Consider the following 26,225-nt stretch of genomic DNA (forward strand, 5'->3'; position numbering starts at 1 on the left):
CCGGAGCGGCCCTATTCTGTCTTTTCTTTGGCTTTTGGTTGAAATCCTCCATTTCTGCATACTTCTTAATGGTTCGCGGATCTCTCCCTGTCCTTTTAGCTACACTTGAATATCCGCAGTCTTTATTGTTAACCTCATGTCTGATATAATTAATCTCGGCCACTGCCAACATCTCCTTAAATACCTCCTGCACGTTTTGTACCCAACAGGAAGTGTATGTGTATTTTGGAATGTTGACAAGTGGCCATTTTTAATTTGTGCAGGCCCCTAGGGGCCAGCACAAATTAAATGCCATAACCTACATTTTTATGATGCCATAAACATTTAGCAAAATATCTTCAAATTCTTCTTTTAAACTACTATGTGCAATAGAGTGCTCTAAAGTCCATGGTTGAGAGATATAAACTTTTGTTTGTTCCACATTGTCGAAGTATCTATCTTTAATTTCATTCTCTTTTACTCTTTTACATTCATAAAAATTCGGCTCTACAGATTGCAACAATGATTCTATCCTTACAGCTATTTCTTCAAATTTTTGTTTCTGTTCAGCCCCTGAAAGTCTCTCTCTGACTTTTTCACCATAGATTGTTTTAGATTTACTTATTAAATCCTTCATCTGAACATATATGTTTTCTTCTAATTCACTTTTTAAGTGTTCACTTTCAAAAAAGTCAGATATTCTTCTATTTAGTTCGCTATTCACTTTTATATAACAAGGTTCTTCATAATACTCTGCTGGTTTTAAATCTAAATCGGTTATTATAGAAACTGGAAAATTCATTGGCTTATTAACATCATCTCTAATAAAGATGGATGAATATCGTTTAAATGCCAAATTGCCAACATTTATAATTGAAACTCCATATTTATGTAAGGGGCGTTCAATGATCTCCGCAATGGATGGTAATAACAAATTCTCTGCATCACCTTCTACAAAGATAACTCCTCTAGCAAAAAATAAATTAGCTTTAGTTGCATCTAAAAACCTTTCTAAAAATTCATAGTCATCCGCTTCCAGTTTTGTTTGGCCTTTATTCATTGAAAAAGCTTGTTGATTGAAAATAAAAATAATATTTTCTAAGGATATTGAAGCTGCTAACACCGGGCTATGAGATGTGAAAATATATTGCATACCTGTTTCTTCAGCATTTTTTTCAAAGTGTTTAATAACTCGCAGTTGTGCCTGTGGATGAATATGTGCCTCTATCTCTTCTATCAAAGCAATTTTGGGTCCCACTTCTGTTTCACTTAGCAATAATAATTCAACAGCCATAAATAATAAATTGGAGCTTCCTAAGCCTGTTCCAATCTCTCCTAAGTTCAATTCTAGTTTTCTTAAAATCTCGGAGAAACTCATTTCCCGATTTTTTATTTCAGGTTCTTTCTTATTATTTTCCTCAAAGAATTCATTAACAGTTAGTCCAATTTTACTCAAAACCGGTTCATTCAGTACTCTTTTTAATTCATCAAAAGCGTGAGTAAAACTATCAACAATCTGCTGCTTTTCTGTGCTATCATCTGAAAAATCCCTTAAGCTTTTTACTACTTGAGCTACACGAGAACGTGTACCTGGGCTTAATTCAGTTGTAGCATCTCGTAATGGCTTAAGATATGTTACTGCTAATAATTGTCGAACAGTATCTTCCATACCCACTTCTAAATTTTCTGGACCTGCTTTTACACTTCTTTTAATTTTCTTCTGTTTATTAGCATCTTCATAAATCTCTGCCTCCAATACAATGCGAAGTTCAGTAGTTTGTGATTGAAGCGATAACCATTCATAAAAATATGATTCTTCTAGTGAACTTAACTTCTTAAATATACATTCAATTTTTAATGAGGTATTATCTTTATTAAAGTCTTGTTCTGTCACCCAATTTATATCGTGACTGTTTGTTCCAAGAATTGTTTTAATGGAGTCGATGATTGCTGTTTTTCCTGAATCATTTTCACCAACTAAAATATTTAATCCTTCTTTAAACTCAACCTCAAACCCAGAACTTCCATCTTCACCCACAGAAAATTTTCTCCAGTTCCATAATTTCAAACTATGTAGATACATCTCTTATCCCTTCTTACTACTAAAGAATTTGTATTTAATACTCTTTTCCTTATAATTAACAATTTTTCAAACCTTGTAATCATATATTAAAATTTTATTTTATTTTAGCGCCCTAAACTTATGAGGAATCTCCTTTTGTTTTTTCACCTTCCAAAGAAAATCACCATTTACAAGCACATTTCCTTGTTCTAAGGTTGCGTTGTATTGGTTCCCACGTGCATCAAATAATAAAAGTTCAAATCGGTAGTCCTTGTTTCCAACACCGTATTCGTCAATATCCAATCTTAAAGGATCAGATGAACTGAAACCAACAAATAACTGACCAACTATTTCTGATTTGGGCTGTATTCCTATATTAAAATCAGCTCCAATTACCTTATCTATACCAAATATGGGATGGTGAGATAATTTCTTACCATCTTTATTATGTATGTTCATATAACCTGAAGTGATTGTAACTGGGTTCTCCGTGGTATTTGCCAATAGTACGTCTATTGACGCACAACCATCCAGGTCATGTACACCATAAAGGGTTTGTTCAAGCAATTTGACTTCAAATACCCCTTTGTTTTGATACATAAAATCAAAATCACTCCGCTTTGCTATAGAGTTTGAACTCCCCTTACGAATTAGGCACAAGCCTTCATTTAATTTATTGTATTTTCGTTTAAGCATATAAGGTTTGCTATTTGTATTAAATACTCTGAAAACACCAAGAAAGTTCCCTTCATATTCATACTTAAAATAATCAAACTGAATGTCGGGTTCAATGTTACTCAAAATAACCTGGGTATAAATTGATGAATCAACAAATTCCTCTTGAGTAATTCCCTTAATTTCTTTTCCTTCTGGTCTATCCTTAATCCCAATAATGATGAATTTTTCTCCTTCATGACGGGAGTTGGCCATTGCCATAATGTCAGCAATTAGATCCATGTGCTTGTCTTTCGAATATTGTTTTTCTTTAAAGTCTAGATATTCACATTCATATCCAAACCTTATCAATTCTTCAATTTTTTCCACGCCGTTTCTCCTTAAGTAAATTTTATATAAAGTATAATTCGACAAATATCACAATTCCCCTATATTTACCTAAGGAAATTTAGTGAATTCTTTAAGATATTAATTCAGTTTTATAGATAATATAAAAAGGACCCATTAATTTATACTTTATTAGAATTTAAGATTTCTAATTTGGTTACTTTTTCCAACATTTCATGGATGTGGTATTATCGAAGGTCTGAAATTAGGGTTTTAATAGGTCATTTTACACAACAAGAAAAGCCACATAACCTGTAAATCCTTCTAAATCTAGGTTACGAGGCTATGTGGCTTTATATGGCTTTCTATGGCTTTCTAGGAATACCCCCTTATCGAATTATGTCATTTTCACGTGTTGGCCGGACGTGGATATATTGAAAGGGGTAGAATCAACTTTTTTTATCAAAAAAGAATTTAAATCTCGCACCAACCGATTGAACAGCTGCCCAAGTATTCATTAGCAGATAATCTATTTGTATGATTTCTGGGTATTGTTTTAAATTTTCTTGCTTTTGATTGGTATACGTCTTTAAAGAAAACATATTTGCGGTCAGTGCCCATATGTAGGTAACAGATTCTGGATCTCTTTGATAATGTTTAATTAAATCCCAAATTTTTTGTGCTTCTAGATCCCCTTTAATTACTCTCTTCCTTGTCACTTCTTTTAACTTCCAATCCTCATTCCATTTTTCTACATCATTAGGAACACGACTACTTAATGGATGTGCATAATCAAGATTTTTCATCACCTGAGAAACAATATCTTGAAATGCGGAAGCAGAATAAGAAGCTTTTTTTGATTTACAATGGATAAAATATATCCTTTTATTTTTGGTATCCAGGCCAATAAAATCCGATATTTCTTTTTTTAGGTCAGTACAAATTAAATAATCCATCTCTTTCAATGACATTTTAATTTCATTTTGTTCCTCCAAGTCCTTACCTAAAGAAGAGACTAAATAGAACAATGAGTCTTCGGCCCACTCCTCTCGCCGGACATCTAGTTCTCCTTTTTCACTATTAATCCTTTTATCATCTTTAAGTTTGTATTCTCCAAAAACCCCATCCATTCTTCGATCATCAAAGGCGATTCCACTTTTTATAAATTCTTTTTTGTAATATATATGTGTCGCATCACTCGTAACAATATGAAAATCTTGATATCTATTTAAATAGCTAATCAATGACTCATTCTTACGAACACTATATTCCTCAGTTATTTTATCTTCACTAAAACGGTAACTATTGTTTAAAGAGAACTCTTCAAATGATAAATTATATCTTTTGTTTTCAAAATTAACATTGAGGCAAACCATTTCTCCATTTATTTTCAACTGAGTCTTATTATTTTCTATTTTGTAATTTAACTCTTCAATTTCAACTTTATTCCCATTCTCATCAACTAAAATGTCTTCAAAATCATTAAAGTCAAAAGTAATTAAAATAGGGCTGGTATCTGCAGGAATTCCCACAATAGGCGAATATCTTTGAAAGAAGCTATTTGCTGCACCTGTCTCATTAAGAATTTTATCAGCTATTTTTTTGATCCAGTTTAAATAATCTGCTAGGTGCATATAACCCGAGTTATCGGATACCCGACTGTTTGAAAAACCGATATATCTTCTTCCCCGGCTACCCATTTCATTTACCGAACCCGTAATAGTTGTGCAAAAATTATATTTGTCAGTAATATTCGGTGCGATATTTTTCATATTTCTACTATTTATTACTTGTCTATGAATGTTATTTTGACTTATAATTCCGTTTTTTAACGTTACCTGTGTAAATTCTGCATCCTCATTGAAAAGAAATTGTAGTTTACTGGGGTTTACTGGTTCTGATAAATCCAAGATTATACTGGGTATATAATTGTTAGTATCATAAAAAAATAAATAATTATTATTTAACCATAAAAAAAACAGCCCAAGTTTAACCTCTACAAATGATTCATTACTCAATATTGAAGAATTTCCAAACTTAGTATAAGTAACTATATACATATCTTCACTTTCATGTTTATGTTTATTAATAACATACTCGTTTGAAAGCTCTTTCTGATTTATAATTTCATTTATGAACTTATCAAATCTAAACTCCCCTAATATCTCGTCTTTTAATGAAAAAATATTTGCTTTTAAAGGTAATCTATAACGGAAAAGCGTATCTCGAAATTCCATTGGTGTTTGGTCATCAAACTTTTTTAGGAATTTTCGGGAACCGTAAATATAGTCCGGCTGGTTTAATAAAAAGCTTTTGAAAAAATTTTTAAAGTTATTCGTAGGAAGTTTATCTCTTTGAGCTGTATCTGATTCATAATCAACATAAGTATTCCAGATATCTTCAAGATAATTATCTGCAGGATTTATTATTATCCAACTTTTTTCAAGACTACTATCAGGCCTTTCTTTCCGTAACGTCCTTCCTATCTGTTGTATAAATGACCTTGCATTGTCAAATCCACCATAAATAGCCAAAAAGGCAAACTTACTATCATCTATTCCTTCAACTAATTTATTTTGAGCTAACCAATAAATTGCATCATTTTCAGTAGGTACGTCTTGGAATTTAGAATCATTATCTTTAGTATTCTTAAATCTTTCATGGATAGCGATTGCTTTTTCTTCTTTTCCATCTAAATAATCAATTGCTGTCTCCAAATCACTAAAGTTTGCAAATCTAATAATAATTTTTGGTTCAAAATTATTTTCCTCTTCAAACCTTCCTTTTAATTCCATGATCTTATCGATAAAAACACTTATTTTTACTTTTGAAGCTGGTATATCTTGATCAAGATATTTAAATTCAGGTGTTCTTATAATTTTTTCATCAATTGCTTCTTTTAATGAGTAATTATAAAAATATTTCTCATCAATATTAAAGATATGATAATCGTTTCTAATCGGTGTAGCAGTAAACAGAATTGTTTTCTTACCAAGACTTCTAATTGTCTCACTCCAAGTATTTGCTGGCTCTTTATGCCCTTCGTCAAATAAAATTAAATCAACATTGTCTTTTAAAGTATTAAACACTTCCTCGTTTTCATTTTTCACTTGAGTTAAAGCCTGTATAGTTGTGATAAATACCTTATTACCTTCCTTATCCACTAATTCAGAAGCATTTTTGGGAAATAAACGTTCAATTGACTTTTTTATTTCCAAGTCAATATTCATTTTTTCCCACAAATTTTTTTTAATTTCCTTATAAAGTTGTTCTCTAATAGCAGAAGAAGGGGAAACAATTAAAACATTATTGCATCCTTTAATAAACAATGCTAAAACACCTATTACGAATGTCTTGCCTGTACCCGTTGGCATCTTAATTAATGCTTGTTTAGCCGAAGAACTCTTTATATAGCTTAAAGAAGTTTCAATCGCTTTAACCTGATAAGTTCTTAATTTAGAAGATATTATTGAACGGTGTTCCCATTTAATTAAACTCATAATTGTTCACCCTGAAATTTTTATAATACTAATTTTAATATTTACATCATTCAACAAATTACCTTGTATTCCTGCCAAAATAAAAACACCTCGTTTGTTTTTAAAACGAAAGTGTAAATTTAATAACGGAATAAATTCCCAGACATCCTCTTCAATTTCCGAAGTTATATACTCTACAAATTTATGTTTCATTATTAATTTCCTCTTTATGAATTATAAAAGTAGAATGCATAAATGTATCTTCACTTAAATAAATATCATTCATTTTTCTCCAAACAAGTAAGCCCATAATGACATTCAATGCATTTAACTATGATATTTGAATTTTTGTAGTATAGACATCATCAACCGCTTATCCTATTGCAATCTTTAATAAAAGATGTATTGTCAGGAGCATAAGTGTTTTTTTACTACTCCCCCTTAAAGAACCTTGGACTAGATTTATTCCCATACCCAAATCGACAAATTGGAATATCTAAAGCTATAAGGTAATCTATTATGGACCTTTTTAGATGCGGCTTGATCAATTGCTAAGAAAACAAAATCTGTCCGTATAACAAATCTACATTTAACTCCTCGAGAAAAAAATCCATTTTAATAAGAAACCTAAAATTATTTAAACTCTATATATTTCTTTGATGATTATATGCTTTAATTTATCAGCAAATTCACTTTTTAACCCTGCTGCACGGATTACTTCCCACTCACTTAATGAAGCTTTTGATTTTTTCAGTTCACCTATAAAATATTTAATCCTCCTTATTTGAAATTGTTCTATCGATTCTACATGCTTTTCAAGTGCTTCCCTTGTCTTTGGTAACCTGTCTATATAGTTGATAAAAGAGGTTAAAGATAGAGTACTTATCCTGCGACCAATTTCATTTTTACTAACCCTTGTTACTTCTCCAGCACCATTAATGATTTCTTTAGCTATTAACTCCACTTGCTCTGCTACATCTTTGTCTCGACTTTCCCAATCTACTCTTTGGTTTAAGTTTTTGACTTTGCTTACCCTAGCCTTGGGACTATGTTCTTTTAGCCACCTCTCATCGTTTCGATAAAGCCACAGGTATACAGAAGGGTTTAATGAACGGAGTTCTGTAACTGTTTTATCTCCATTATTTTTAATTAATAAAGACCATTCTTTCCTGTAACCCTCTAATAAAGGGTTTACTGAATTATTTTCAGTAAGTTGTTCTTTAATGTTCAACTTGTTTTTTACAGTCATTGGATCTACCCCAAGTATTTCCGCCTTTTTTCTTAAAGAAAGATCTTGCGTAGAGAGTTCAGCTAGTTTCTGTTCCCAAACAGGACCAAAAGTCTTTATTCGCCCAATTTTATAAAGGTCATCTTCTTTTTTATCAGGACCCCTTCTTGAATAAACAAAACCACATGTACAAGTAAATGTTCCAACAGGAACTTTCATTTTGAAATCATTAGTAATTTTACATGAAATGACTACAGGCTTTTTAAAGTGCTCCGCTGCTCTATTCAAACATGGCCATGGCCCACTCCCGAATGGTTCAAAATCAGAATTGATTTGTTGCTGTAAAGATAAAATTGTTTCCCCTAGAAATCCTAACAGCAATATATGTCTTAGTGGGTGACAACTTACTTTTGGCTTTCTTAAAACCTTATGTAGCCAGGTATCTTCATCTGTTTCTGAAATATAGCATTTCAATTCTTTTAATAGGGATACACCATAAAATTGATTAAACTTAGGTATTAAATCAACCCATTTAATTCTCCCTGATATAGTCGCGAATCCTTGTTGTTTTAACCTTGCAATGTAAAACCTTCTCAAGTTCTCTAATCCGAATGGTTTAATGAGGTTATTAAGCAAATAAAAAGTTTGCTCAGAAATAAAAAACCGGTGTTTAAATTGAACGGAATCATCCTGACTACTAGAAACTTTATCTAAATGAACACTTTTTCCAAGAGAAGCCAAATCATGCTTATTTTTTCTTTCTGAATACGGAACGTCTGAGTCTGTTAAATAACAACCATGTTTTGGGCATACCACCACCCCTTCTGCTTGATGAACTCTATGCCAGAAACATTCACCATGGAGTGCTTTTTCTGTTTCTACACATTCTAAACAATACCTTAAATAATCTGGGCTTTTTATTTTGCTTGCGGGTATACCAATTTTCATATAAATGAATTTCCCATCACTTTCACTCATCATTAGCTTTAATTCTTGGTACCTCTCGTTGGGGATAAAAGGAGCAAAGTAGGGCAAAAAAGTATGGTTATTTATTAATTGCTGATCAGAGTAACTTTCTGGGATGGGTAGTCTTCTAACTAATTTTCTAAAATTCGAAGGTAAGGTTGTAGCTGCACAGAGAGTACTGGACCCAAACACCTCTTCCATAGTGATTTTTGAATTCTCATTGCCCGAATACTGATGATACCTTGCTAATACACTATAAAAAAGTTCATCTTCATACAAACAAGGGAAAAATATCAATACTCTCACCTCTAAAAGTTAAGTATCAACATTTTCCCCAATAATTACATAAGATATTACCTACTATGAGATACCGGCATGACCAACAATTTTCTTCCGAACATATTGCTCTCTACCTCCTGGTGCGAGATACTATCATGACCAGCTACCTAAGAGATGCTTTCAACATTCAAGCTACAAAACTCTGACACTAATAACTTTGTCGTATTCGTTAATTGTTAATTATAAGGTTTTAACTAAAAAATAAGCTAAAAGCTTTATAAATAAGGTAAATAGCTCCTACCAGGAGCCATACTAACGTACCCGGTCATATAGGAAGGGGTTGCTTAACCTGTTTTCCATTGCCAGAAACGTTAGGCCGACTAATTCCTCAAGAACCAGTTGTAGTGCAATCAGCAGTTTTCTTAGTTACTTTTGACATTTTAAAGCCTCCCTAAAAATATTGAAAATAACTCAAATCTAGTAATTTTTCTTCCATACTTTAAAAAGGCCATCAAATAATGAGCGATTTAAAAGTCACAAAAAGGGCTAAGTAGCCCCTAAAAAAATTTTTGAATTAAAATGATGACTCCTGCCACAAGCCAAATAAATACCCCGGGTCATATAGGAGGTAAATTTCTCCGAGGATTACTTTTCTTTTTTCCTCAAGTGCTATAGTTCTTTGAAAGATTCTTTCCCATTTGGCATTTCCTTTCAGGAATTTATAGTCTAATTACCTTGAATTGTCCAACTCCAAATAGGGACTTAACATAATCAATTTTGACATTATTAAAATAAACTTTATCTCTTTCGTTCACTAAGAATTGTATTCCATTTTCTTCTGTAATTTCATCATTTTCTAAAGCTGACTCTTCCAGAGCCAGACGAAGCTGGGGTCCCCCTCAACCAATGCCCATTGTAAGACGTATAAATGGTGTTTTGCCTTCATTTAAAACATCTTTTAATTCTTTTTTAATTTTAGTTATGGCTGCGTCAGTTATTTTAATCAATGCAATTCCTCCAATTGTTTAAAAATGAAAAAACAAATCCGCTGATACTGCCTCGTTTAGGACCCATTTGATCGGGACTTGTTCAGCCGGATAAATGAATTGTGTGTCGTCCTTTATATCCAAATCAACTACATAAAGTTTAACGCCTGATTCAACAGCTATCTTTAGTAAATCGTGAAGGGAAGGCGCGTTGAAGTCTGATAGTGCATTAGATAGGTATTCAATTCCATCTGATGGAATGGGAATGTATTTTTCATCTAATATGTTTACTCCTTTTCGGGAAAACGCTAAAATTACCTCCGCCCCGGAAGAAGATGCCCCAACTGCAATGTTCAATGGGGGATAAGCAGACTCCAATTCATCATGAAGTGCTAAAACGACTACCTTTTTCGTCTTCATATTTGTTCACCTCTTTTAATAACTTAAAACAGCATCTGCTTGGTATGCTTGCTCTAAAAAGGTAACAACGCCTGCAAGTTCTGCTCCATCAATTAACTCCAAACCATCCGCAATTAATACATTCATCTGACATCCATAAATTCTAATTCCAGTATTCAAAGCGATGTTAAATAGTAATGAGAGATCCACTCCATGAGTCCTGGTCATTTTATTAAAATAACGTTTATCCAAAACACGGGCACCATCTAAATCAAAAAATATAGAGACTTCATTATCATTTTCAACCATTTCAATGGATGTCTTTAATACATAGGGAACATTTGAGCTTAACGAGACAAAGAATACTACTCTCTTCTTCCGCATGTCCACCCCTTCTTTCAGCTACATGTATGATACACGGTAGTTTTCCCTGTTTTTTATAAGATCTCCAACCAAGTCTTTATGGCAGTCGCTGCAATTATTAAAGCCAAAATTACCTGTAACGCTTTTGTGTTGACTTTTTTCCCAGCTGCGGCCCCTAACGGCGAAGCGATAAGACTGGCCACAATCATGATAATCGCCGGGCCATATTCCACTTGCCCTGTTGAGATTTTCCCAATGGTTGAACCAATGGAGGAAATAAACGTAATCGCCAGTGAAGAGGCAATGGTCATTCTGGTTGGGATTTTTAGCACAACCAGCATGATGGGCACGAGCAGGAAGGCACCCGCCGCGCCAACGATTCCGGCCCCAATCCCGACGATAAAGGATAATGAAGCGGCAAGCCATTTATTAAATTTCACCTGGTCCAGCGGAATGTCATCAATTCCTTTTTTCGGGATAAACATCATGATTGCCGCAATCAAGGCGAGAATTCCGTAGACTAGATTAATCCCGCTCTCCGGCATTACATTTGAACCGTATCCGCCAATGAAACTCCCAATTAAAATACTGACCCCCATATACGCAATCAGCGTCTTGTTTAAGTACCCGCCTTTACGGTAGGCCCAGACACCTCCGATTGTTGCGAAGAACACCTGTACTGCACTGATTCCGGACACTTCATGGGCGCTGAATGCCGCCACGCCCAGCAAAGGGGGGATATATAAAAGCATCGGGTATTTTATAATGGAGCCTCCAATGCCCACCATGCCCGAAATAAAAGATCCAATAAAACCAATTAAGAAAATCGTGACAATAAAGGCAAAATCCATCCTGTTTCCTCCTTTAAAAGAAAAGGGAACCCGGTATCGGTTCCCTTAATATTAGGCTTTTTTAATCCAGAATTTGAACACATCATTCTCTTCTTCATGTTTGATCAATTCATGGCCGCCCGACTTGGCCCAGGCAGTTAAATCATTCTTTGCCCCCTTGTCGGTGGCATGAACTTCCAACACTTGGCCTGATTCCAATTCATTCATCGCTTTCTTTGTTTTAACGATTGGCATCGGGCACGCCAATCCTTTTGCATCCAATACTTTGTTTGATTCCATTTTTAATTTCCTCCTAATTGTTTATTTTTTAGCGAACCGCACAGCGGTTTGGACCGATCTCCATTTCACGCTGCTTTTCTGTGTCCGGGCTGATTTTGCCCATATTGGTTTCACGAATTTCCTGGTACGCATTTGGCTGCGGCGGAAGGTTTTCCGTCACTAGCTTCCTGAACTCGTTCTCATCTTCAATATTCAATCCGTGGTTCTTGGCAAACAATGTGCCAAGCTTCTCCGCGACACTTCCATCTTCATTCAGTTCGTCGATGATCATAAAGTGGGCAGGAAGCACGATCAATTCTTCGGATAGCTCTCTGTAACGCTTATACAGGCTCTCGCGCAGATCCCCAACCCAGTCCTCTGCCAACCCGGCAAGGTCAGGCCTTCCGATGGAATCGATGAACAGGATATCCCCTGAAAGCAGGAACTTCTCATCGACCACAAAGGAAGTGGAGCCTATTGTATGCCCTGGAGAGTATAAAGAATGAATATTGATCTTGGTTTCCCCAATGGCTACATCGTTTCCGCCTTCAAGCGGCTCATACTCAAAGGTCACTTCTGTGGCATCCTTTGGAGGCAGCCAGTATGTCGCATTTGTCTTTTCGGCGATCACCCGGCCTCCTGAGATGTGGTCCGCATGAAGATGGGTATCAAATACATGGGTAATCGTAGCCCCAATGCTTTTAGCAAATTCAAGATAGATGTCCGTCATCCTTGTCGCATCAATAATAGCCGCCTCTCCATTAGAGACCACCATATAGGATAAACACCCTTTTCCAATACGGACAAACTGGAAAAGCTCTCCGCCATCCTTAAGATCCCCGACCTTAACAGGCTCCAAATGTTCACTCCACGCTTTCATTCCACCCTCCAGGTAGGAAACGTCAAGTCCGGCATCCGACAGCATTTCCGCAACCATGACGGATGAACCTTCTTTCGCACAGACAACGAGAATTTCTTGATCGGCTGGGATTTTGTCCATAATTTCTTCCACCCCATCAAGAAGTTCAAAATAAGGAACATTTAGATATTGAAAGTTTTCCCCTTCAATTTTCCAATCCTGAAAATCACTTTCATTCCGGACATCCAATACAAACAGGTTTTCTTTATTGAAGACTTTCTTTGTTACTTCTTTTGAAGTCATTGCTTTAAAAGCCATTCTCCTTTACCTCCCTAGGTATATTTTTGAATAAAAAATTTTAGAATGTTAATGTCACATCAGCATCTTTGGCGAACTCAAGGAATGTCACCGCTCCGCCAACTTCAATCCCATCAACAAATGAATCTTTTTCAAGGCCCATAACATCCATTGTCATTTGGCAGCCAATAAATTTGACTCCCATTTCCTGTGCCATTTCCGCCAATTCTGGAATGGCCGGAACGTTGGCTTTTTGAAAACCTTCCGCAAAGTGTTCTTTTCCTGCCGGCATTGGAAGCTGCTGGTTGGCCTCTTTATGAATTAGGTTTAGTCCTTCAAATGTGAAGAAAATCGCTACTTCCTGATCCGTTGCTGCTGCTGCAGTCGCGATATTGAAGACTTTATAGGCATCGAACATGCCACCGTTGCTTGCGATAATAGCTACTTTTTTATTCATATCAAATTCCTCCTAGTTTTTTAATGCTAGCATTATATTATTTGGATCATACCCAACAACCCATTTACCATTAATCTCTGTTTGAGGGATTCCCATTTGACCTGTTTTGTTCACAAGATGGTTCATCAGCTGTGGGTTGGTTTCAACATTTACCTCTTTAAATGGGATATTCTGCGACTCTAAAAAGTTTTTTAGCATGACACAATAGGGGCAGCGTGTTGTTGTATACACTGTAACTGTGTTCATATCCTGCATTCTCCTTATTTATTTAAAGTATTGGTCTTTCCCGTCCAGGCACTCATACCTGGAACAACATTGATCACATTCGAAAATCCGTTTTCCGTAAGCTTCTGGGCAGCCAAATCACTACGGCTTCCTGTACGGCATACCACATAGATTTGATCGTCCTTGTTTAATTCACTTAGGCGCTCTTCCAATTCTCCCAACGGAATTGAAACAGCATTAGGAATATGGTTAAATGCATATTCAGCTGCCTCTCTTACATCAAGAACCACAATATTATCAAGGGCATCCAGCTTCTGTTCAAGTTCCTCATTGCTAGTTACATGGGGATGCTTTCTTTCAACTGAACCGTCATTTGATGATTTTCTAAGGTAATGCCTTAGTACATCTCCTTCTTCAATGGTTCCAAGATATTGGTGGCCGGCACTGTTTGCCCACGCTTGGAGGTCTGCTTTCGATCCCTTATCTGTCGCTTGAACTTCCAAGACCTGGCCAGCTTCCAATGTATTCATAGCCTTTTTTGTTTTGACAATCGGCATCGGACAAGCCAATCCTTTTGCGTCCAATGTTACGTTCACTTTGATGTTTTCCATAGTGAGTCCTCCCGTTTAATACAGTATAGGGTATTTGTGAACCTAAAAGATTCTATTCAACTTTTCCTTCCCATGAAAGCATGCCGCCTGCCATATTAATGACTTTATATCCATGGCTTTCAAGTGTTTGAGACGCGCGGCCGCTTCTTGCCCCTGAACGGCAAACCATGATATATTCTTTGGCTTTATCCAGCTCATGCAGGCGAAACTCAACTAATCCCAAAGGGATGTTGACCGCTCCCGGAATTTTTCCGGCAGCCACCTCATCTGTCTCACGAACATCGATGATGTTTAGCTGCTCTCCTTTGTTAAGCAACGCTTCCACTTCTTCAGCCGTCATTTCCCTCATTATGTTCATCTCCTTTTATTTGGATCAAACCCAGGCGCTCATTCCGCCTTTTACATTTGTCACTTGCTTAAACCCTTTTTTCCTCAGTAATTTGCTGGCTTTATTGCTTCTCATTCCGCTTTGGCAGATGACAATGACCTCTTTTTCCTTTGAAAGCTGGTCAGCCTTATCCGCCAATTGATGAAGCGGGATGTTTTTGAAGCCTTTTATGTTCTTTGCTTTAAACTCTCCCTGTGTCCTTACATCAATATACTGCTTGTTTTTATCTTGCAATTCTTTTTTCAGCTCTGCAGTCGAGATTTGCCTTACTCCCTTTGTTGGAACAAGACGCTGGATGAAAAAGAAAGCAACAAGTGCAAGAAGAAGATAGTTTAGATAGTCCATTCCCTTCCCTCCTTGATTTTATAAAAGGGGAACCCCCCTTAAAGAATACTTAGATAAATAAATTGACCTTGCCATCCTCAGCGTCCGCTAAATAGGCTGCCACGCCGGCGTATTCAATGTTATCCAGCAGCTCTTCCTTTTGAAGGCCCAGCAGATCCATTGTCATGGTGCATGCCACCAGCTTTATATCCTGTTCCTGAGCCATTTCAATCAGCTGAGGCAGAGGCATGACGTTATGTTTCTTCATTACATCCTTGATCATCTTGGGACCGAAACCGGCAAAGTTCATGTTTGAAAGCCCCATTTTATCGGAGCCCCTCGGCATCATTTTGCCGAACATTTTTTCCATAAACCCTTTTTTCACTGGGATATGTTCATCCTTACGCAAGGCATTCAATCCCCAAAACGTGTGGAAAATGGTGACTTCGTGGTCGTAAGCCGCTGCCCCGTTCGCAATAATATAAGCTGCCATTGCCTTGTCATAATCCCCGCTAAATAGGATGATGTTGGTTGTTTTTCTTTCTGTCATCGCTTCCTCCTAGAATTTCACCCATACATGTATGGGTATTATTTCTGCCAAAAAAATTACTTTTTAATACACATTATGAGTACAGCATTTTCTTCTTCGTGTTGCTTTGTCAAAGTTACCTATAGGGGTATATTAATAGACAAAAGAAAGAATGTCAACCCAAGAGATTTTTTTATCTGCTTTTTACTAGTAGATTGACAGCTTGTTTGATTAATTCATCCGTTTTCTCTTCGCTTTTATCAGCTTCCAGGACACATTCAACCAAATTTGAACTTACAACTACACCAATTGTTCTATCCACGGCCGAGCGAACGGCTGACAATTGAGTGATAACATCTTTACAATCTTTATTCTCTTCCATCATCTTCAAGATTCCTCTAAGCTGACCTTCCATTCGCTTTACTCTATTTTTCATTTGATCATTGTATTCCACATTACATTCTCCTTTCTGATATGATGTTTCTTACATTCATCCTTTTTGCAGTTACATTCAGTTATAGTATAGCCTATAACATTCAGTCCTTTTCCCCTTAGGAAACGGACACTTATATTTTTATCAAGGCGGCTTGAAGCGACAATATGAATATCCCCACTGGGTATTTCCCGATAACTCCTCTTGAAATAGGCTACCGGGATATTAATGGATCCTTGAATGGAGTCCTTGTATGACTGGTTAAAATCCCGTACATCGACAAGGTTTTTAGCCCGCTTATCTATATCTTGTAAATTTAGACACTTAACTCCATGTACAGGAAAATACCTTGTATAGATGGGGACAAAAATAACCACAAGTAATGCAGTAATCATAACCAACATGGGTTACCCTCCTTAATGATGATTAAGGAATATCGTTGACAAGGTTTATTATATACCCCGTTAGGTATTACAGTCAAGCCCTTTTTATTAAATTGGAACGGGGAATAATGATGTCTACCATTCTTTAACCGTTAAAGGGGGGATTACTCTTCATAAAAAATGCATTGAACCCTAGAATTTTCTTTTTTAAAAGGAGAAATGGCCGTCCCAGAAGGTCGTTGAATCACGATTCTCCCGGAATAGCCATTTTCCATAATCAATTTCTATTGTTTTTCAACCAATTTTGTTAGCAATACCCCGTACTGGGCTTCATTAATTTGATGAATGGCGGCACTGAACGGGTGCTCCTTCACTATTTCAAGCATATCCTTCGATAAAATGCGCTCCTGAATAGGCGGTCCAGATTCTGATTCTACCTTTTCCCATTCCAGTAGAAGAGCCATGCCAGCGGGCTTTAACATAGTGTGGATATGGGAAAGTACCTGGTTCAAGTCCCTTACTTCATGCAGGACAAATGCCGTGATTACTTTATCTACCGTTTCATTTCCTAATTGCAAGGTTTCAAGGTCGCTTTCCACATACTCGATATTGTGAACTTTTGCTTCTTGCGCACGCGCCTTCAATTTCTGAAGCATCTTCGGCTCAATGTCTACAGCAATGAGCTTTTCCTTCGTTAACTTCGCAAAAGGCAAGGCGAAAAAGCCATTTCCCGCTCCTAAATCGGCAATGGTATCCTGTGGTTGAATGTCTAAAATCTTAGCCATTTGAGACGGTGAGATTAATTTCTCCCTTTGTGGATCAATCAATCGATCTGCTTTTTCCGGATTAAAACGATGTCCAGCCATTTTTTTGCCTCCATAATATAAAATGCTTTAAAATTACTGGTTAATCTATTCACTGTTGCCTCTATTATCAGCATTAAAGAACAGAATCAATACATTTTATTAAACGCTTTTCAATATCTGCCGCAATTTCCTTCAATTGTTCATTATTAACCATGCTAATCAAAGCAGTCGGCTTTGGCAACCCTATCTTTGTTTGGCCATTTTCCTCATATACAACAATCTTACATGGAAGGAAATACCCGGCAAGGGTTTCTTCCTCTAACACTCGCTTAGCTTCTTTCGGGTTGCACACTTCCAATACTACGAACTTTTGATTAAAATCTACCCCCTTTTCCTGTAGCTTTTCCCTAATATCAAATTGCCATAGAACACCGAATTGTTCACTTTTCAAAGATTCTTCCAGTTTGGGAATGACTTTTTCTAACGATAAAGAAACATCAATTGTATGGTGGAACATAATGAAGTCTCCATTCTTCACCCATTAATCTTTTGGCTAGTACGATTGCCTTTTAATACAACACTTCGTCTTTACTTACATACTTTTTTCTTTTTCCCATCATCTATATAAATAAACTGGCAGGGGTATATTTTTTGTAATCGGGACTTCTGATTGTTAAAAGTTTTAACTAACTATCAGCCACAGTACCCTTTGTCCCGGCACCCTATTGGTCATTAATTGTTTTAAGGTACCCGTAGGTTGGAGGTGCTGATAAATTTTAAACTCTAATTATAATTTACCCCCACGGGACCATAATACAACTGGGATAAGTAATAAGGATAATAACCCTCCGGCTAATGACAATGTTGTATAACTTGAATTTGCAACGACCATCCCGGAAATCGCTCCTCCGGATGCCCCGGCCAAAGCGATCAAGACATCGACAGTTCCCTGCGTCTTTGCACGTGTAAAAGGTTCTGTTGAATCTATAATTTGTGCTGTCCCGCTAATTAAGCCAAAATTCCATCCCAATCCAAGTAACGACAGCGCAATAACTAAGAGAGTCATAGAATCACTTGGTGCAATTGCTGCTAATAAACCAGCCAGTAATAATGTAATCCCAGAAGCATAACTCATTGCTGTTCGTCCTATTTTATCAACAAGAATTCCCGTGAAGAGTGATGGAAGTTACATGGCACCAATGTGAAAACCAATAACGAGACCGATTTCCCTTAAGCCATGCCCATGATGTTGCATATGCACAGGAGTCATGGTCATGATGGCAACCATCACAATTTGGGTAAGCACCATAACGGTGGCACCAACTATAACGCCTCTTTTATTTATTTTTATATCAACAGGTTCTGAGTCATTAAACCTATGTTCAAGTTTGTACTCTTCTATCTTTTTTGCAATATCCAATGGATCTGGACGAAGCATAATAAAAAGTAAAAGACCTGCTGAGATAAAAGCTGCCGCTGCCAAAATAAATGGGCCGGCAAGGGCCGGGACTCCAATAGAAAGGGCAAATATACCCAATGGTTCAACTAAAATAGGACCAGCAACGGCCCCAAATGTTGTCATAACCAATGTCATGCTGACGGCAGTTGCCCTTTGTTTTTTATTTGCCAAATCGGTTCCAGCATAACGGGCTTGTAAATTAGTTGCTGTGCCTGCACCATAGATTAGAAGAGAGGCAAATAATAAAAGAACACTATTGATCAGTGCTGCAACCACAACTCCAATCGAACCAAGCCCCCCGATTATAAATCCTGCTGTAAGCCCTGTTCTGCGTCCATAGCGTTGAGAAAGCCTTCCTACTATCAAAGCTGCTCCCGCAGACCCCAAAGTAAATAAAGCTATTGGTATTCCTGCGAACGCATCGGTTCCAAGCATTTGCTCAGCCAGCAACGCACCAACAGCAATGCCTGCAGCTAAACCTGCGCCACCAAAAATTTGTGATAAACTCACTACAATTAATACGCGTCTATATAACTTTTGCAGTTCATCGGGAGATTCTAAGTAGTCCCGAATCGTATCATCTACTGTTTTCACCTCAATCACTCCTTCTCACATGGATATTTTTCCAAGTTTTTTTGATAACTAATAACTCATAATATTGCAATTTGAATGTGTCTAGCCAATGCTAAACCTGACCACACCAAATCCCAGGCAGGAATACTATTCTTTATTAGGATTACCCGTATGGGTATTAACCTTAATAAAAATAAAAAGAGGTGTCAACCCTTTTGCTTTTTATACTAATAAATTTACCGCACCTTTAATAAAAGCTTCTGTTTTGTGGTCCTCTAACTTTTTCAGCATCCTAAATGTTTCTGGCAATTAATTCATTTATAATTCGACAGTATATTTATAGCTTGTTATATATTATTAATCTGAGAGATATTGTATGTAGACTAATTTTTATACACACTTATTAAGTACGGCTTATTTACAAACGGGTAGTTTATCCAAAGAACTAAAGGGTGTGTAACACATAATGAAATCGTTACTATGCCTATGTTAATTATCCTTTCATTTATTTTTAAGTTTTAGAGAACCTTGTTCTAAATTGCTCTTGAAAGGCAAAAAAAACGGAAGCTTAGGAGCTTCCGTTAACAAACTAACATTAAAAGGGAGTAATTCTCGGGATAATAATAACTATTCTAATAAATAATACCAACGTTTAAAATAGTATTAAAAATTTTCATAGAGCACCCTAATTTTTATATAACCTTTTACTATAAATTTATATTTTTATAAGGATAGGCGTTCCAGCAATGCCATTTTCTCCATTTCATAACCTGGTTTGCCAAGTAAAGCAAACATATTCTTTTTATATGCTTCAACTCCCGGCTGATCAAATGGATTTACTCCTAATAGATGGCCACTTATCCCACAAGCCTTCTCGAAAAAATAAACCAATTCACCATATGTGTACTCATTCATTTCATCGAGCTCAATTACTAAATTGGGTACTCCTCCATCAACATGGGCCAAAAGCGTCCCTTGAAACGCACTTTTGTTGACTTTATCCATTGTTTTTCCTGCTAGGAAGTTTAAGCCATCAAGATTGTTTAGATCTTCTCCAATCGTCATTTCTATGTTGGGTTTCTTAATTTGTAAAACCGTTTCAATAAGGTTTCGTCTGCCTTCCTGTACATATTGGCCCATTGAATGTAAATCGGTTGAAAAATCGACGGAAGCAGGAAACAGACCTTTTTGATCTTTTCCTTCACTTTCCCCAAATAGTTGTTTCCACCATTCGGATATATAATGAAGAGATGGCTCATAATTCACCAGTAATTCGATTGCTTTCCCTTTATTGTAGAGCGCATTTCGTACTGCAGCATATTGGTAGCATTCATTTGTCATTAACTCTGGATTATTATACTTACGAGCAGCAGATGTCGCCCCTGCCATCATTTGATCGATATCCAGTCCAGCGACAGCAATGGGTAAGAGGCCTACTGCAGTTAGCACAGAATATCTTCCGCCAACATCGTCCGGAATGACAAATGTTTCATAGCCTTCTTCGTCAGCCAGCTTTTTTAATACCCCTTTTTCCTGGTCAGTAGTGGCAAAAATACGTGTTCTTGCTTCTTCCTTGCCATACTTTTGTTCCAGATAGTTACGGAAGATGCGGAAGGCCAGGGCAGGCTCGGTAGTTGTTCCTGATTTAGAAATCACATTGACCGATATATCTTTTCCTTCTATATGCTCCAATAAATGAGTGATATAGGTGGAACTAATATTATTCCCCGCATAATAAACTTGTGTCTTACCTTTCATTTTATTATGAAATGTATGAGACAAAGCCTCAATAGCCGATCTTGCGCCTAAATAAGAACCACCAATCCCAATAACAATTAAGGCATCTGATTGATTCTGTATTCGCTTGGCAGCCTGTTTAATACGTGAAAATTCTTCTTTATCATAGGTGAGTGGCAAATCAACCCACCCAAGAAAATCGGAACCGAGACCTTTCTTTTCATGAAGCATTCCATGTGCCACTTTTACAAATTCACTGAATCCTTCTATTTCACTGTTTTTCATAAATGGCAACGCATTGGTATAATCAAACGAAATCGTCATATTTTATATTTCCTCCTGCATAGGGTTACTCTTATCTATTTTTAGCGGGTCAATTATTCTCCACAGCATGTCCGCCAAATTCATTTCGCAAAGCAGATACGACTTTGCCTGTAAACGTATCATTGTCTAGGGAGCGATAGCGCATTAATAACGACATGGCGATGACGGGAGTGGCAGCTTGCAGGTCTAAAGCTGTTTCAACTGTCCATTTTCCTTCCCCGGATGAGTGCATAACCCCTTTAATTCCATCCAGTTTAGCGTCTTTGGAAAATGCATTCTCAGTTAACTCCATCAACCAGGATCGAATCACGGAACCATGATTCCAAACCCTTGCTACCTCTTCGTAATCGAACTCAAAGCTGCTTTTTTCCAATACCTCAAAACCTTCTCCAATCGCGGCCATCATTCCATACTCAATTCCATTGTGAACCATCTTCAGGAAATGGCCGCTGCCAGCTTGTCCGGCATATAAATATCCGTTTTCTGCGGCTGTATCCCTAAAAATAGATTCAACGATATTCCATGTTTCACGATCTCCGCCAATCATATAGCAAGCACCGTTCCGTGCGCCTTCCATCCCGCCAGATGTTCCGACATCCATAAACTGGATCCCCTTTTCTTTTAAGAGGTTATACCGGCGGATGGATTCCTTATAATGAGAATTACCTGCTTCAATCACGATATCTCCTTCCCTTAAAAGGGGTGTTAGCTCACCAAGAACGGAATCGACCACAGAGTGAGGGATCATCAGCCAGAGAACACGTGGTTTTTCCAATCTCTGAACAAGGTCTTGTAAATTAGATACTCCATCGGCTCCGTAATTTTTCATTTCTTCCACCGCACTTGTATGAAGGTCGAACGCGACGACATCGTGTTTATGATCGATTAAATTTTTCCCTATGTTTAGTCCCATTTTTCCTAATCCAATTAATCCCACTTTCATGCTTTATTCCTCCTAAATCTTTGTTAAAACTGTTTCTCTTTTTATAGATTCTTTTACCACCATTTATATCCATCTGCTTCCAGCAATTGATGAGCAGCCTCCGGCCCCATGGATCCAGATGGATAGATATGAAGGGGAACTCTATTCTCTTGAAACGCCTCTAAAATTGGGTCTACCCACTTCCAGGAACGTTCTACCTCGTTCCAATGAGCAAAAAATGTTGAATCTCCAGCAAGTGCATCAAATAGCAATAGTTCATACGCTTCAGGTACATCTTGAAGACTTGACGAAAAGTCGACTGTGATCGGTTCCGTTTTTCCGCTGATTGGATTTTTGCTATTGAGCTGGAGCGATATGCCCTCATTTGGAAAGATATTGATGGTTAATAGATTTGGTTCGATTTGTTCCATTTCAGAAGTATATGAATCCTTTAACGGATTTTTAAACTCAATGACAATCTTTGTTGCTTTTTCTGCCATCCTCTTTCCAGTGCGAATATAAAAGGGAACCCCGTCCCAGAAGGAATTATCAACCCATAGACGAGCCGCAATAAAGGTATCATTTTGCGAGGAAGCATCCACGCCAGGTTCCTCTTTATAGGCAGCTGCAGGATGGCCGTTTATTTCTCCGACCCCATATTGACCCCTGATAACATGCACCCCTACTGTATCCCTTTGTAATGGACGTAAAGCTTCCAGGACTTTTCTTTTCTCGTTGCGAATATCGTTTGCGGAAATCCGTTTAGGCAAATGCATGGCCGTCATCATTAACAATTGCAGCATGTGGTTTTGAACCATATCGCGAATGGCCCCAGCCTTGTCATAATAACCAGCTCTTTCTTCAACCCCTACGGTTTCACTTGCCGTAATTTGCACGTTCGCAATGAATCGATTGTTCCACAAGGATTGCAATACAGGGTTAGCGTAGGCTAGGGCTTCAAGGTTCTGGACCATCGGTTTTCCTAAATAATGATCGATCCGGTAAATTTCTTCTTCTTCAAAAGCTTTGCTTAGTTTTTCGTTTAATTCCTGGGCAGATTTCAGGTCATGGCCAAAGGGTTTCTCGATAATCAATCGTTTCCATCCATTTGTTATGCCCAATCCACTTTTCTTGATGTTCATGGCAATAACATCAAAAAACTCAGGAGCCACCGATAAATAGAACATCCGATTCCCATCAATATTTCGTTCTTTTTCGTTTTGCTGAACGAGTTCTAGTAATTTCTGATAGCTTTCAGTATGTGTGAAATCTAACTGACAATAGCGAAACGCCTTCACGAACTCTTCTTTTTTAGATTTATCATTCACCAAATGTCTGGAAAATGTATACAAGGAATCGATGACCCTTGATTGAAATTCGCCATCAGAAAACTCATCTCTTCCTACGCCAATTACTGAAAAAGACTGTGGCAGCTTTTGGCTCCGATACAAATTAAACAGGGCAGGGAAGATTTTTCTTTTCGCCAAATCCCCCGATGCCCCAAATAATACAAATGTCATAGAGTCCATTGGAATACCTTCCTTTCTTGAACAAACATTAATCCCTGCAGCATTTATCCTTTACCCTGTTTTGCCGCTTGTATTTTGTTTGCTTTTCCCCGTATAGGAGCAGATTGTCATTTCACTTAAATGGGTATATCCACATGTTGGACATTGTTTATTATTAGAAGTAAAGGTTAAACATCTTTCACAAACCCAATGTTTTTTCCCTTTGTGATTTTTCATTAGAACCTCTCCTTTCGTGCAAACAGCTTGCTAACGAGGGTTCGCATCGCTTTGCTAAAATAGTATATTACGCATATTCCACTCTTGTGAAGTACGTACTTTTTTTGCATATAGTTACAAATGGAGAACATAGTGTAAAGAAAATACTATGAGGTGAACGTAAAAAGCCTTGAGCAGCATTCATGGAAAGATCGCTGTTCAAGGCTTTTAATACTATTTTATTTCATATAGTGTCATTTCTTTATTCTTTAAATTCACAGTCATCACGGTTAAAATGGCTAGCACGTGGCAAGTTATGATTGATTTACAGGATGAAAAGATACTGGCTTATTGATCGTCAGTTCCCTTAGTTGTTTCCTTTTCCAATACATTCTCAATATAACCTTTGCCCCACTTATACATGCCATCTAAAATCGGCAAAAGGCTTTTTCCATGCTCCGTTAATGAGTATTCCACTTTTGGCGGAACGACAGGGTACACTTCACGATGTATGATTAAATGCTCTTCAAGTTCGCGTAATTGGTTTACAAGCATCCTTTGGGTAATCCCTGGCATAAGGGCCTTTAATTCACCAAAGCGTTTTGTTCCTTCCTTGCCTAAATGCCATAAAATTAACATTTTCCACTTACCGCCAATTATCGCAAGCGTAAGTTCTTTTTCACAATTGAAGCTTTTCTCTCCTAAATTTGGCATATATCAAACCTCCACCCTTATTTTAACCTATAGTATACTTTTTAACACTATATGCGAAAAAAATGCGTACTTTTCATTTTAATGCATACTCAGTATACTGAGGAATGTGCTGGTGAGTAAATAGAATTTCAAAAGGAAATATTTACACATGTTTTTATGAACTATTAGGCACAAAGTAAAACAGATAAATCATCTAGAAGGAGAGAACTTAATGAAATTACAATTAGCATTAGATCTAGTCGATATTCCTGGAGCCCTTGAAGTAGTAAAAGAGGTAGAAGCGCATATTGATGTTGTAGAAATTGGCACACCTGTGGTTATTAATGAAGGCCTTAAAGCAGTGAAGGAAGTAAAAGCTGCTTTTCCAAACTTAACTGTATTAGCTGATTTGAAAATCATGGATGCAGCTGGATATGAAGTGAGCCAGGCATCTGCTTCCGGTGCTGACATCATTACGATTCTGGGAGCGGCAGAAGACGAGTCCATTAAAGGCGCAGTAGAAGAAGCTAAAAAACAAGGGAAACAAATCCTCGCTGATATGATTGCGGTAAAAGATATTGCTTCCCGTGCAAAAGAACTGGATGAACTTGGCGTTGATTATATCTGCGTTCACACTGGTTACGACCTGCAAGCTGTTGGAAAGAATTCTTTCGAAGACCTAGCAACCATTAAAAGCGTTGTATCAAATGCTAAAACGGCCATCGCAGGCGGAATCAAACTAGAAACACTTCCTGAAGTTATTAAACAACAGCCAGATTTAGTTATCGTAGGCGGCGGCATCACAAGCAAGGATGATAAAAAAGCTGCAGCACGCGAAATGCAAGAATTAATTAAACAAGGGTAATTGAATTTATGAAGACTACTGAATATTTAGCCGAAGTGGTACAAGAATTAAGTCAAACGGGACACTTAATCTCTGATGAACAAGCTGAAGAGTTAGTAAACCAAATTTTAGAATCCAAGAAAATATTTGTGGCTGGCGCGGGCAGATCTGGACTTATGGGTAAAGCTTTTGTGATGCGAATGATGCACATGGGGATTGATGCCTATGTGGTTGGAGAAACCGTAACAGCCAACCTAGAAAAGGGCGATCTATTAATTATTGGTTCAGGATCAGGAGAAACCAAAACGTTGGTTGCCATTGCCGAAAAAGCCAAAAGCTTAGGAGGTAAAGTAGCAGCTATCACCATTTCTCCCGAATCCACCATTGGAAAATTGGCTGATATGATTGTCAAATTACCTGGGGTAACGAAAGACCAGTCTGAAGGTGATTACAAAACCATTCAGCCAATGGGATCCCTATTCGAACAAACGATGTTGTTATTTTATGATTCCGTGATCCTGCGTTTTATGGAGAAAAAAGATTTAGATTCCAATAAAATGTATGGTAAACATGCCAATCTTGAATAAACCTAAATATAACGCTAGGAAAGACCGCATTGTTATGCGGTCTTTCATTTCTATTAAAATATCTGAAACTCCCCTAAACTAACGCAGCCAAGTGAAAAATTGCAAAACATACCCGACCGGATATAACGCTTGCCTTGTGAATATAAAAAAGCCCACAATACCTTCATGGGCAAAATACAAACCACTAAGCTATGTGAT

27 protein-coding genes and 1 pseudogene are annotated in these 26,225 nt (G+C 37.2%); 2 read left to right on the forward strand and 26 right to left on the reverse strand.

Annotation, left to right across the window (positions count from 1 at the left end; all coding sequences use genetic code 11):
* Positions 1–298: 298 nt before the first annotated feature.
* From L634_RS31205 to L634_RS0115155, 26 genes and pseudogenes are all read right to left on the reverse strand, one after another.
* Positions 299–2,062 carry an ATP-dependent nuclease gene (locus tag L634_RS31205; protein ID WP_051428342.1) on the reverse strand — a complete coding sequence of 588 codons (1,764 nt, stop codon included), beginning with the start codon at positions 2,060–2,062 and terminating at the stop codon, positions 299–301.
* 99 nt (positions 2,063–2,161) lie between these two features.
* Positions 2,162–3,085, reverse strand: coding sequence for an AlbA family DNA-binding domain-containing protein (locus tag L634_RS32760; RefSeq protein ID WP_084028913.1), 924 nt, complete (start codon positions 3,083–3,085; stop codon positions 2,162–2,164).
* Between the two features lie 407 nt (positions 3,086–3,492).
* Positions 3,493–6,543, reverse strand: a complete 3,051-nt coding sequence (locus tag L634_RS0115030; protein ID WP_026583150.1) for a DEAD/DEAH box helicase — start codon at positions 6,541–6,543, stop codon at positions 3,493–3,495.
* 6 nt (positions 6,544–6,549) lie between these two features.
* On the reverse strand, positions 6,550–6,735 hold the full coding sequence (locus tag L634_RS0115035) for a hypothetical protein (RefSeq protein ID WP_026583151.1): 186 nt from the start codon (positions 6,733–6,735) through the stop codon (positions 6,550–6,552).
* A gap of 424 nt (positions 6,736–7,159) precedes the next feature.
* Positions 7,160–9,013: a TnsD family Tn7-like transposition protein gene (locus L634_RS0115045; protein WP_051428343.1), complete on the reverse strand. Its 1,854-nt coding sequence runs from the start codon at positions 9,011–9,013 to the stop codon at positions 7,160–7,162.
* A 1,007-nt stretch (positions 9,014–10,020) separates the two neighbouring features.
* Positions 10,021–10,401, reverse strand: a complete 381-nt coding sequence (locus L634_RS0115055) for a peroxiredoxin family protein (protein ID WP_026583153.1) — start codon at positions 10,399–10,401, stop codon at positions 10,021–10,023.
* Positions 10,402–10,416: 15 nt separating this feature from the next.
* Positions 10,417–10,764 carry a DsrE/DsrF/DrsH-like family protein gene (locus L634_RS0115060; RefSeq protein ID WP_026583154.1) on the reverse strand — a complete coding sequence of 116 codons (348 nt, stop codon included), beginning with the start codon at positions 10,762–10,764 and terminating at the stop codon, positions 10,417–10,419.
* A 53-nt stretch (positions 10,765–10,817) separates the two neighbouring features.
* Positions 10,818–11,594, reverse strand: a complete 777-nt coding sequence (locus L634_RS0115065; RefSeq protein WP_026583155.1) for a sulfite exporter TauE/SafE family protein — start codon at positions 11,592–11,594, stop codon at positions 10,818–10,820.
* 51 nt (positions 11,595–11,645) lie between these two features.
* Entirely contained in the window at positions 11,646–11,873 is a 228-nt protein-coding gene (locus L634_RS0115070; RefSeq protein ID WP_026583156.1) for a sulfurtransferase TusA family protein, read from the reverse strand.
* A 28-nt stretch (positions 11,874–11,901) separates the two neighbouring features.
* Complete coding sequence (locus L634_RS0115075) at positions 11,902–13,029, reverse strand: MBL fold metallo-hydrolase (RefSeq protein ID WP_026583157.1); 1,128 nt, start codon at positions 13,027–13,029, stop codon at positions 11,902–11,904.
* A 40-nt stretch (positions 13,030–13,069) separates the two neighbouring features.
* Positions 13,070–13,465, reverse strand: a complete 396-nt coding sequence (locus L634_RS0115080) for a DsrE/DsrF/DrsH-like family protein (RefSeq protein WP_026583158.1) — start codon at positions 13,463–13,465, stop codon at positions 13,070–13,072.
* Between the two features lie 12 nt (positions 13,466–13,477).
* Positions 13,478–13,711: a glutaredoxin family protein gene (locus L634_RS0115085; protein ID WP_026583159.1), complete on the reverse strand. Its 234-nt coding sequence runs from the start codon at positions 13,709–13,711 to the stop codon at positions 13,478–13,480.
* Positions 13,712–13,725: 14 nt separating this feature from the next.
* The gene (locus L634_RS0115090) at positions 13,726–14,301 is read right to left on the reverse strand and encodes a sulfurtransferase TusA family protein (RefSeq protein WP_026583160.1); all 576 of its coding nucleotides are present in this window, start codon (positions 14,299–14,301) and stop codon (positions 13,726–13,728) included.
* 52 nt (positions 14,302–14,353) lie between these two features.
* On the reverse strand, positions 14,354–14,650 hold the full coding sequence (locus L634_RS0115095) for a rhodanese-like domain-containing protein (RefSeq protein ID WP_026583161.1): 297 nt from the start codon (positions 14,648–14,650) through the stop codon (positions 14,354–14,356).
* Between the two features lie 24 nt (positions 14,651–14,674).
* A complete protein-coding gene (locus tag L634_RS0115100) occupies positions 14,675–15,034 on the reverse strand; it encodes a rhodanese-like domain-containing protein (protein ID WP_026583162.1) in 360 nt (119 codons plus the stop codon).
* A gap of 49 nt (positions 15,035–15,083) precedes the next feature.
* Entirely contained in the window at positions 15,084–15,563 is a 480-nt protein-coding gene (locus tag L634_RS0115105; RefSeq protein ID WP_026583163.1) for a DsrE/DsrF/DrsH-like family protein, read from the reverse strand.
* Between the two features lie 172 nt (positions 15,564–15,735).
* A complete protein-coding gene (locus tag L634_RS0115110; protein WP_026583164.1) occupies positions 15,736–15,996 on the reverse strand; it encodes a metal-sensitive transcriptional regulator in 261 nt (86 codons plus the stop codon).
* A complete protein-coding gene (locus tag L634_RS31220; protein WP_051428344.1) occupies positions 15,975–16,379 on the reverse strand; it encodes a hypothetical protein in 405 nt (134 codons plus the stop codon). The genes L634_RS0115110 and L634_RS31220 overlap by 22 nt, the downstream gene beginning before the upstream one ends.
* A 263-nt stretch (positions 16,380–16,642) precedes the next feature.
* Positions 16,643–17,224, reverse strand: a complete 582-nt coding sequence (locus tag L634_RS0115120; RefSeq protein WP_026583165.1) for a class I SAM-dependent methyltransferase — start codon at positions 17,222–17,224, stop codon at positions 16,643–16,645.
* A gap of 73 nt (positions 17,225–17,297) precedes the next feature.
* Entirely contained in the window at positions 17,298–17,681 is a 384-nt protein-coding gene (locus L634_RS0115125; protein ID WP_026583166.1) for a DUF302 domain-containing protein, read from the reverse strand.
* Positions 17,682–17,951: 270 nt separating this feature from the next.
* Positions 17,952–19,217 (reverse strand): annotated as a pseudogene (locus L634_RS31225) (MFS transporter).
* A gap of 702 nt (positions 19,218–19,919) precedes the next feature.
* On the reverse strand, positions 19,920–21,257 hold the full coding sequence (locus L634_RS0115135) for a glucose-6-phosphate isomerase (RefSeq protein ID WP_026583167.1): 1,338 nt from the start codon (positions 21,255–21,257) through the stop codon (positions 19,920–19,922).
* A 49-nt stretch (positions 21,258–21,306) separates the two neighbouring features.
* On the reverse strand, positions 21,307–22,200 hold the full coding sequence (gene gnd, locus L634_RS0115140) for a phosphogluconate dehydrogenase (NAD(+)-dependent, decarboxylating) (RefSeq protein ID WP_026583168.1): 894 nt from the start codon (positions 22,198–22,200) through the stop codon (positions 21,307–21,309).
* A 53-nt stretch (positions 22,201–22,253) separates the two neighbouring features.
* Complete coding sequence (gene zwf, locus L634_RS0115145) at positions 22,254–23,708, reverse strand: glucose-6-phosphate dehydrogenase (protein ID WP_026583169.1); 1,455 nt, start codon at positions 23,706–23,708, stop codon at positions 22,254–22,256.
* A gap of 51 nt (positions 23,709–23,759) precedes the next feature.
* A complete protein-coding gene (locus L634_RS33450; RefSeq protein ID WP_157452410.1) occupies positions 23,760–23,924 on the reverse strand; it encodes a hypothetical protein in 165 nt (54 codons plus the stop codon).
* Positions 23,925–24,251: 327 nt separating this feature from the next.
* Positions 24,252–24,617 (reverse strand): winged helix-turn-helix transcriptional regulator, encoded by a 366-nt coding sequence (locus L634_RS0115155; RefSeq protein ID WP_026583170.1) that lies wholly within the window; start codon positions 24,615–24,617, stop codon positions 24,252–24,254.
* A gap of 211 nt (positions 24,618–24,828) precedes the next feature.
* On the opposite strand from L634_RS0115155, the gene hxlA reads away from it, so the two are divergent.
* Together hxlA and hxlB are read left to right on the forward strand one after the other, a co-directional pair.
* Positions 24,829–25,461 (forward strand): 3-hexulose-6-phosphate synthase, encoded by a 633-nt coding sequence (gene hxlA / locus L634_RS0115160; RefSeq protein ID WP_026583171.1) that lies wholly within the window; start codon positions 24,829–24,831, stop codon positions 25,459–25,461.
* Positions 25,462–25,469: 8 nt separating this feature from the next.
* Positions 25,470–26,027 (forward strand): 6-phospho-3-hexuloisomerase, encoded by a 558-nt coding sequence (gene hxlB, locus L634_RS0115165; protein ID WP_026583172.1) that lies wholly within the window; start codon positions 25,470–25,472, stop codon positions 26,025–26,027.
* Positions 26,028–26,225 lie beyond the last annotated feature (198 nt).

Origin of the sequence: Bacillus sp. J33, from assembly GCF_000518885.1 — a bacterium.
Lineage (GTDB): Bacteria > Bacillota > Bacilli > Bacillales > Cytobacillaceae > Cytobacillus.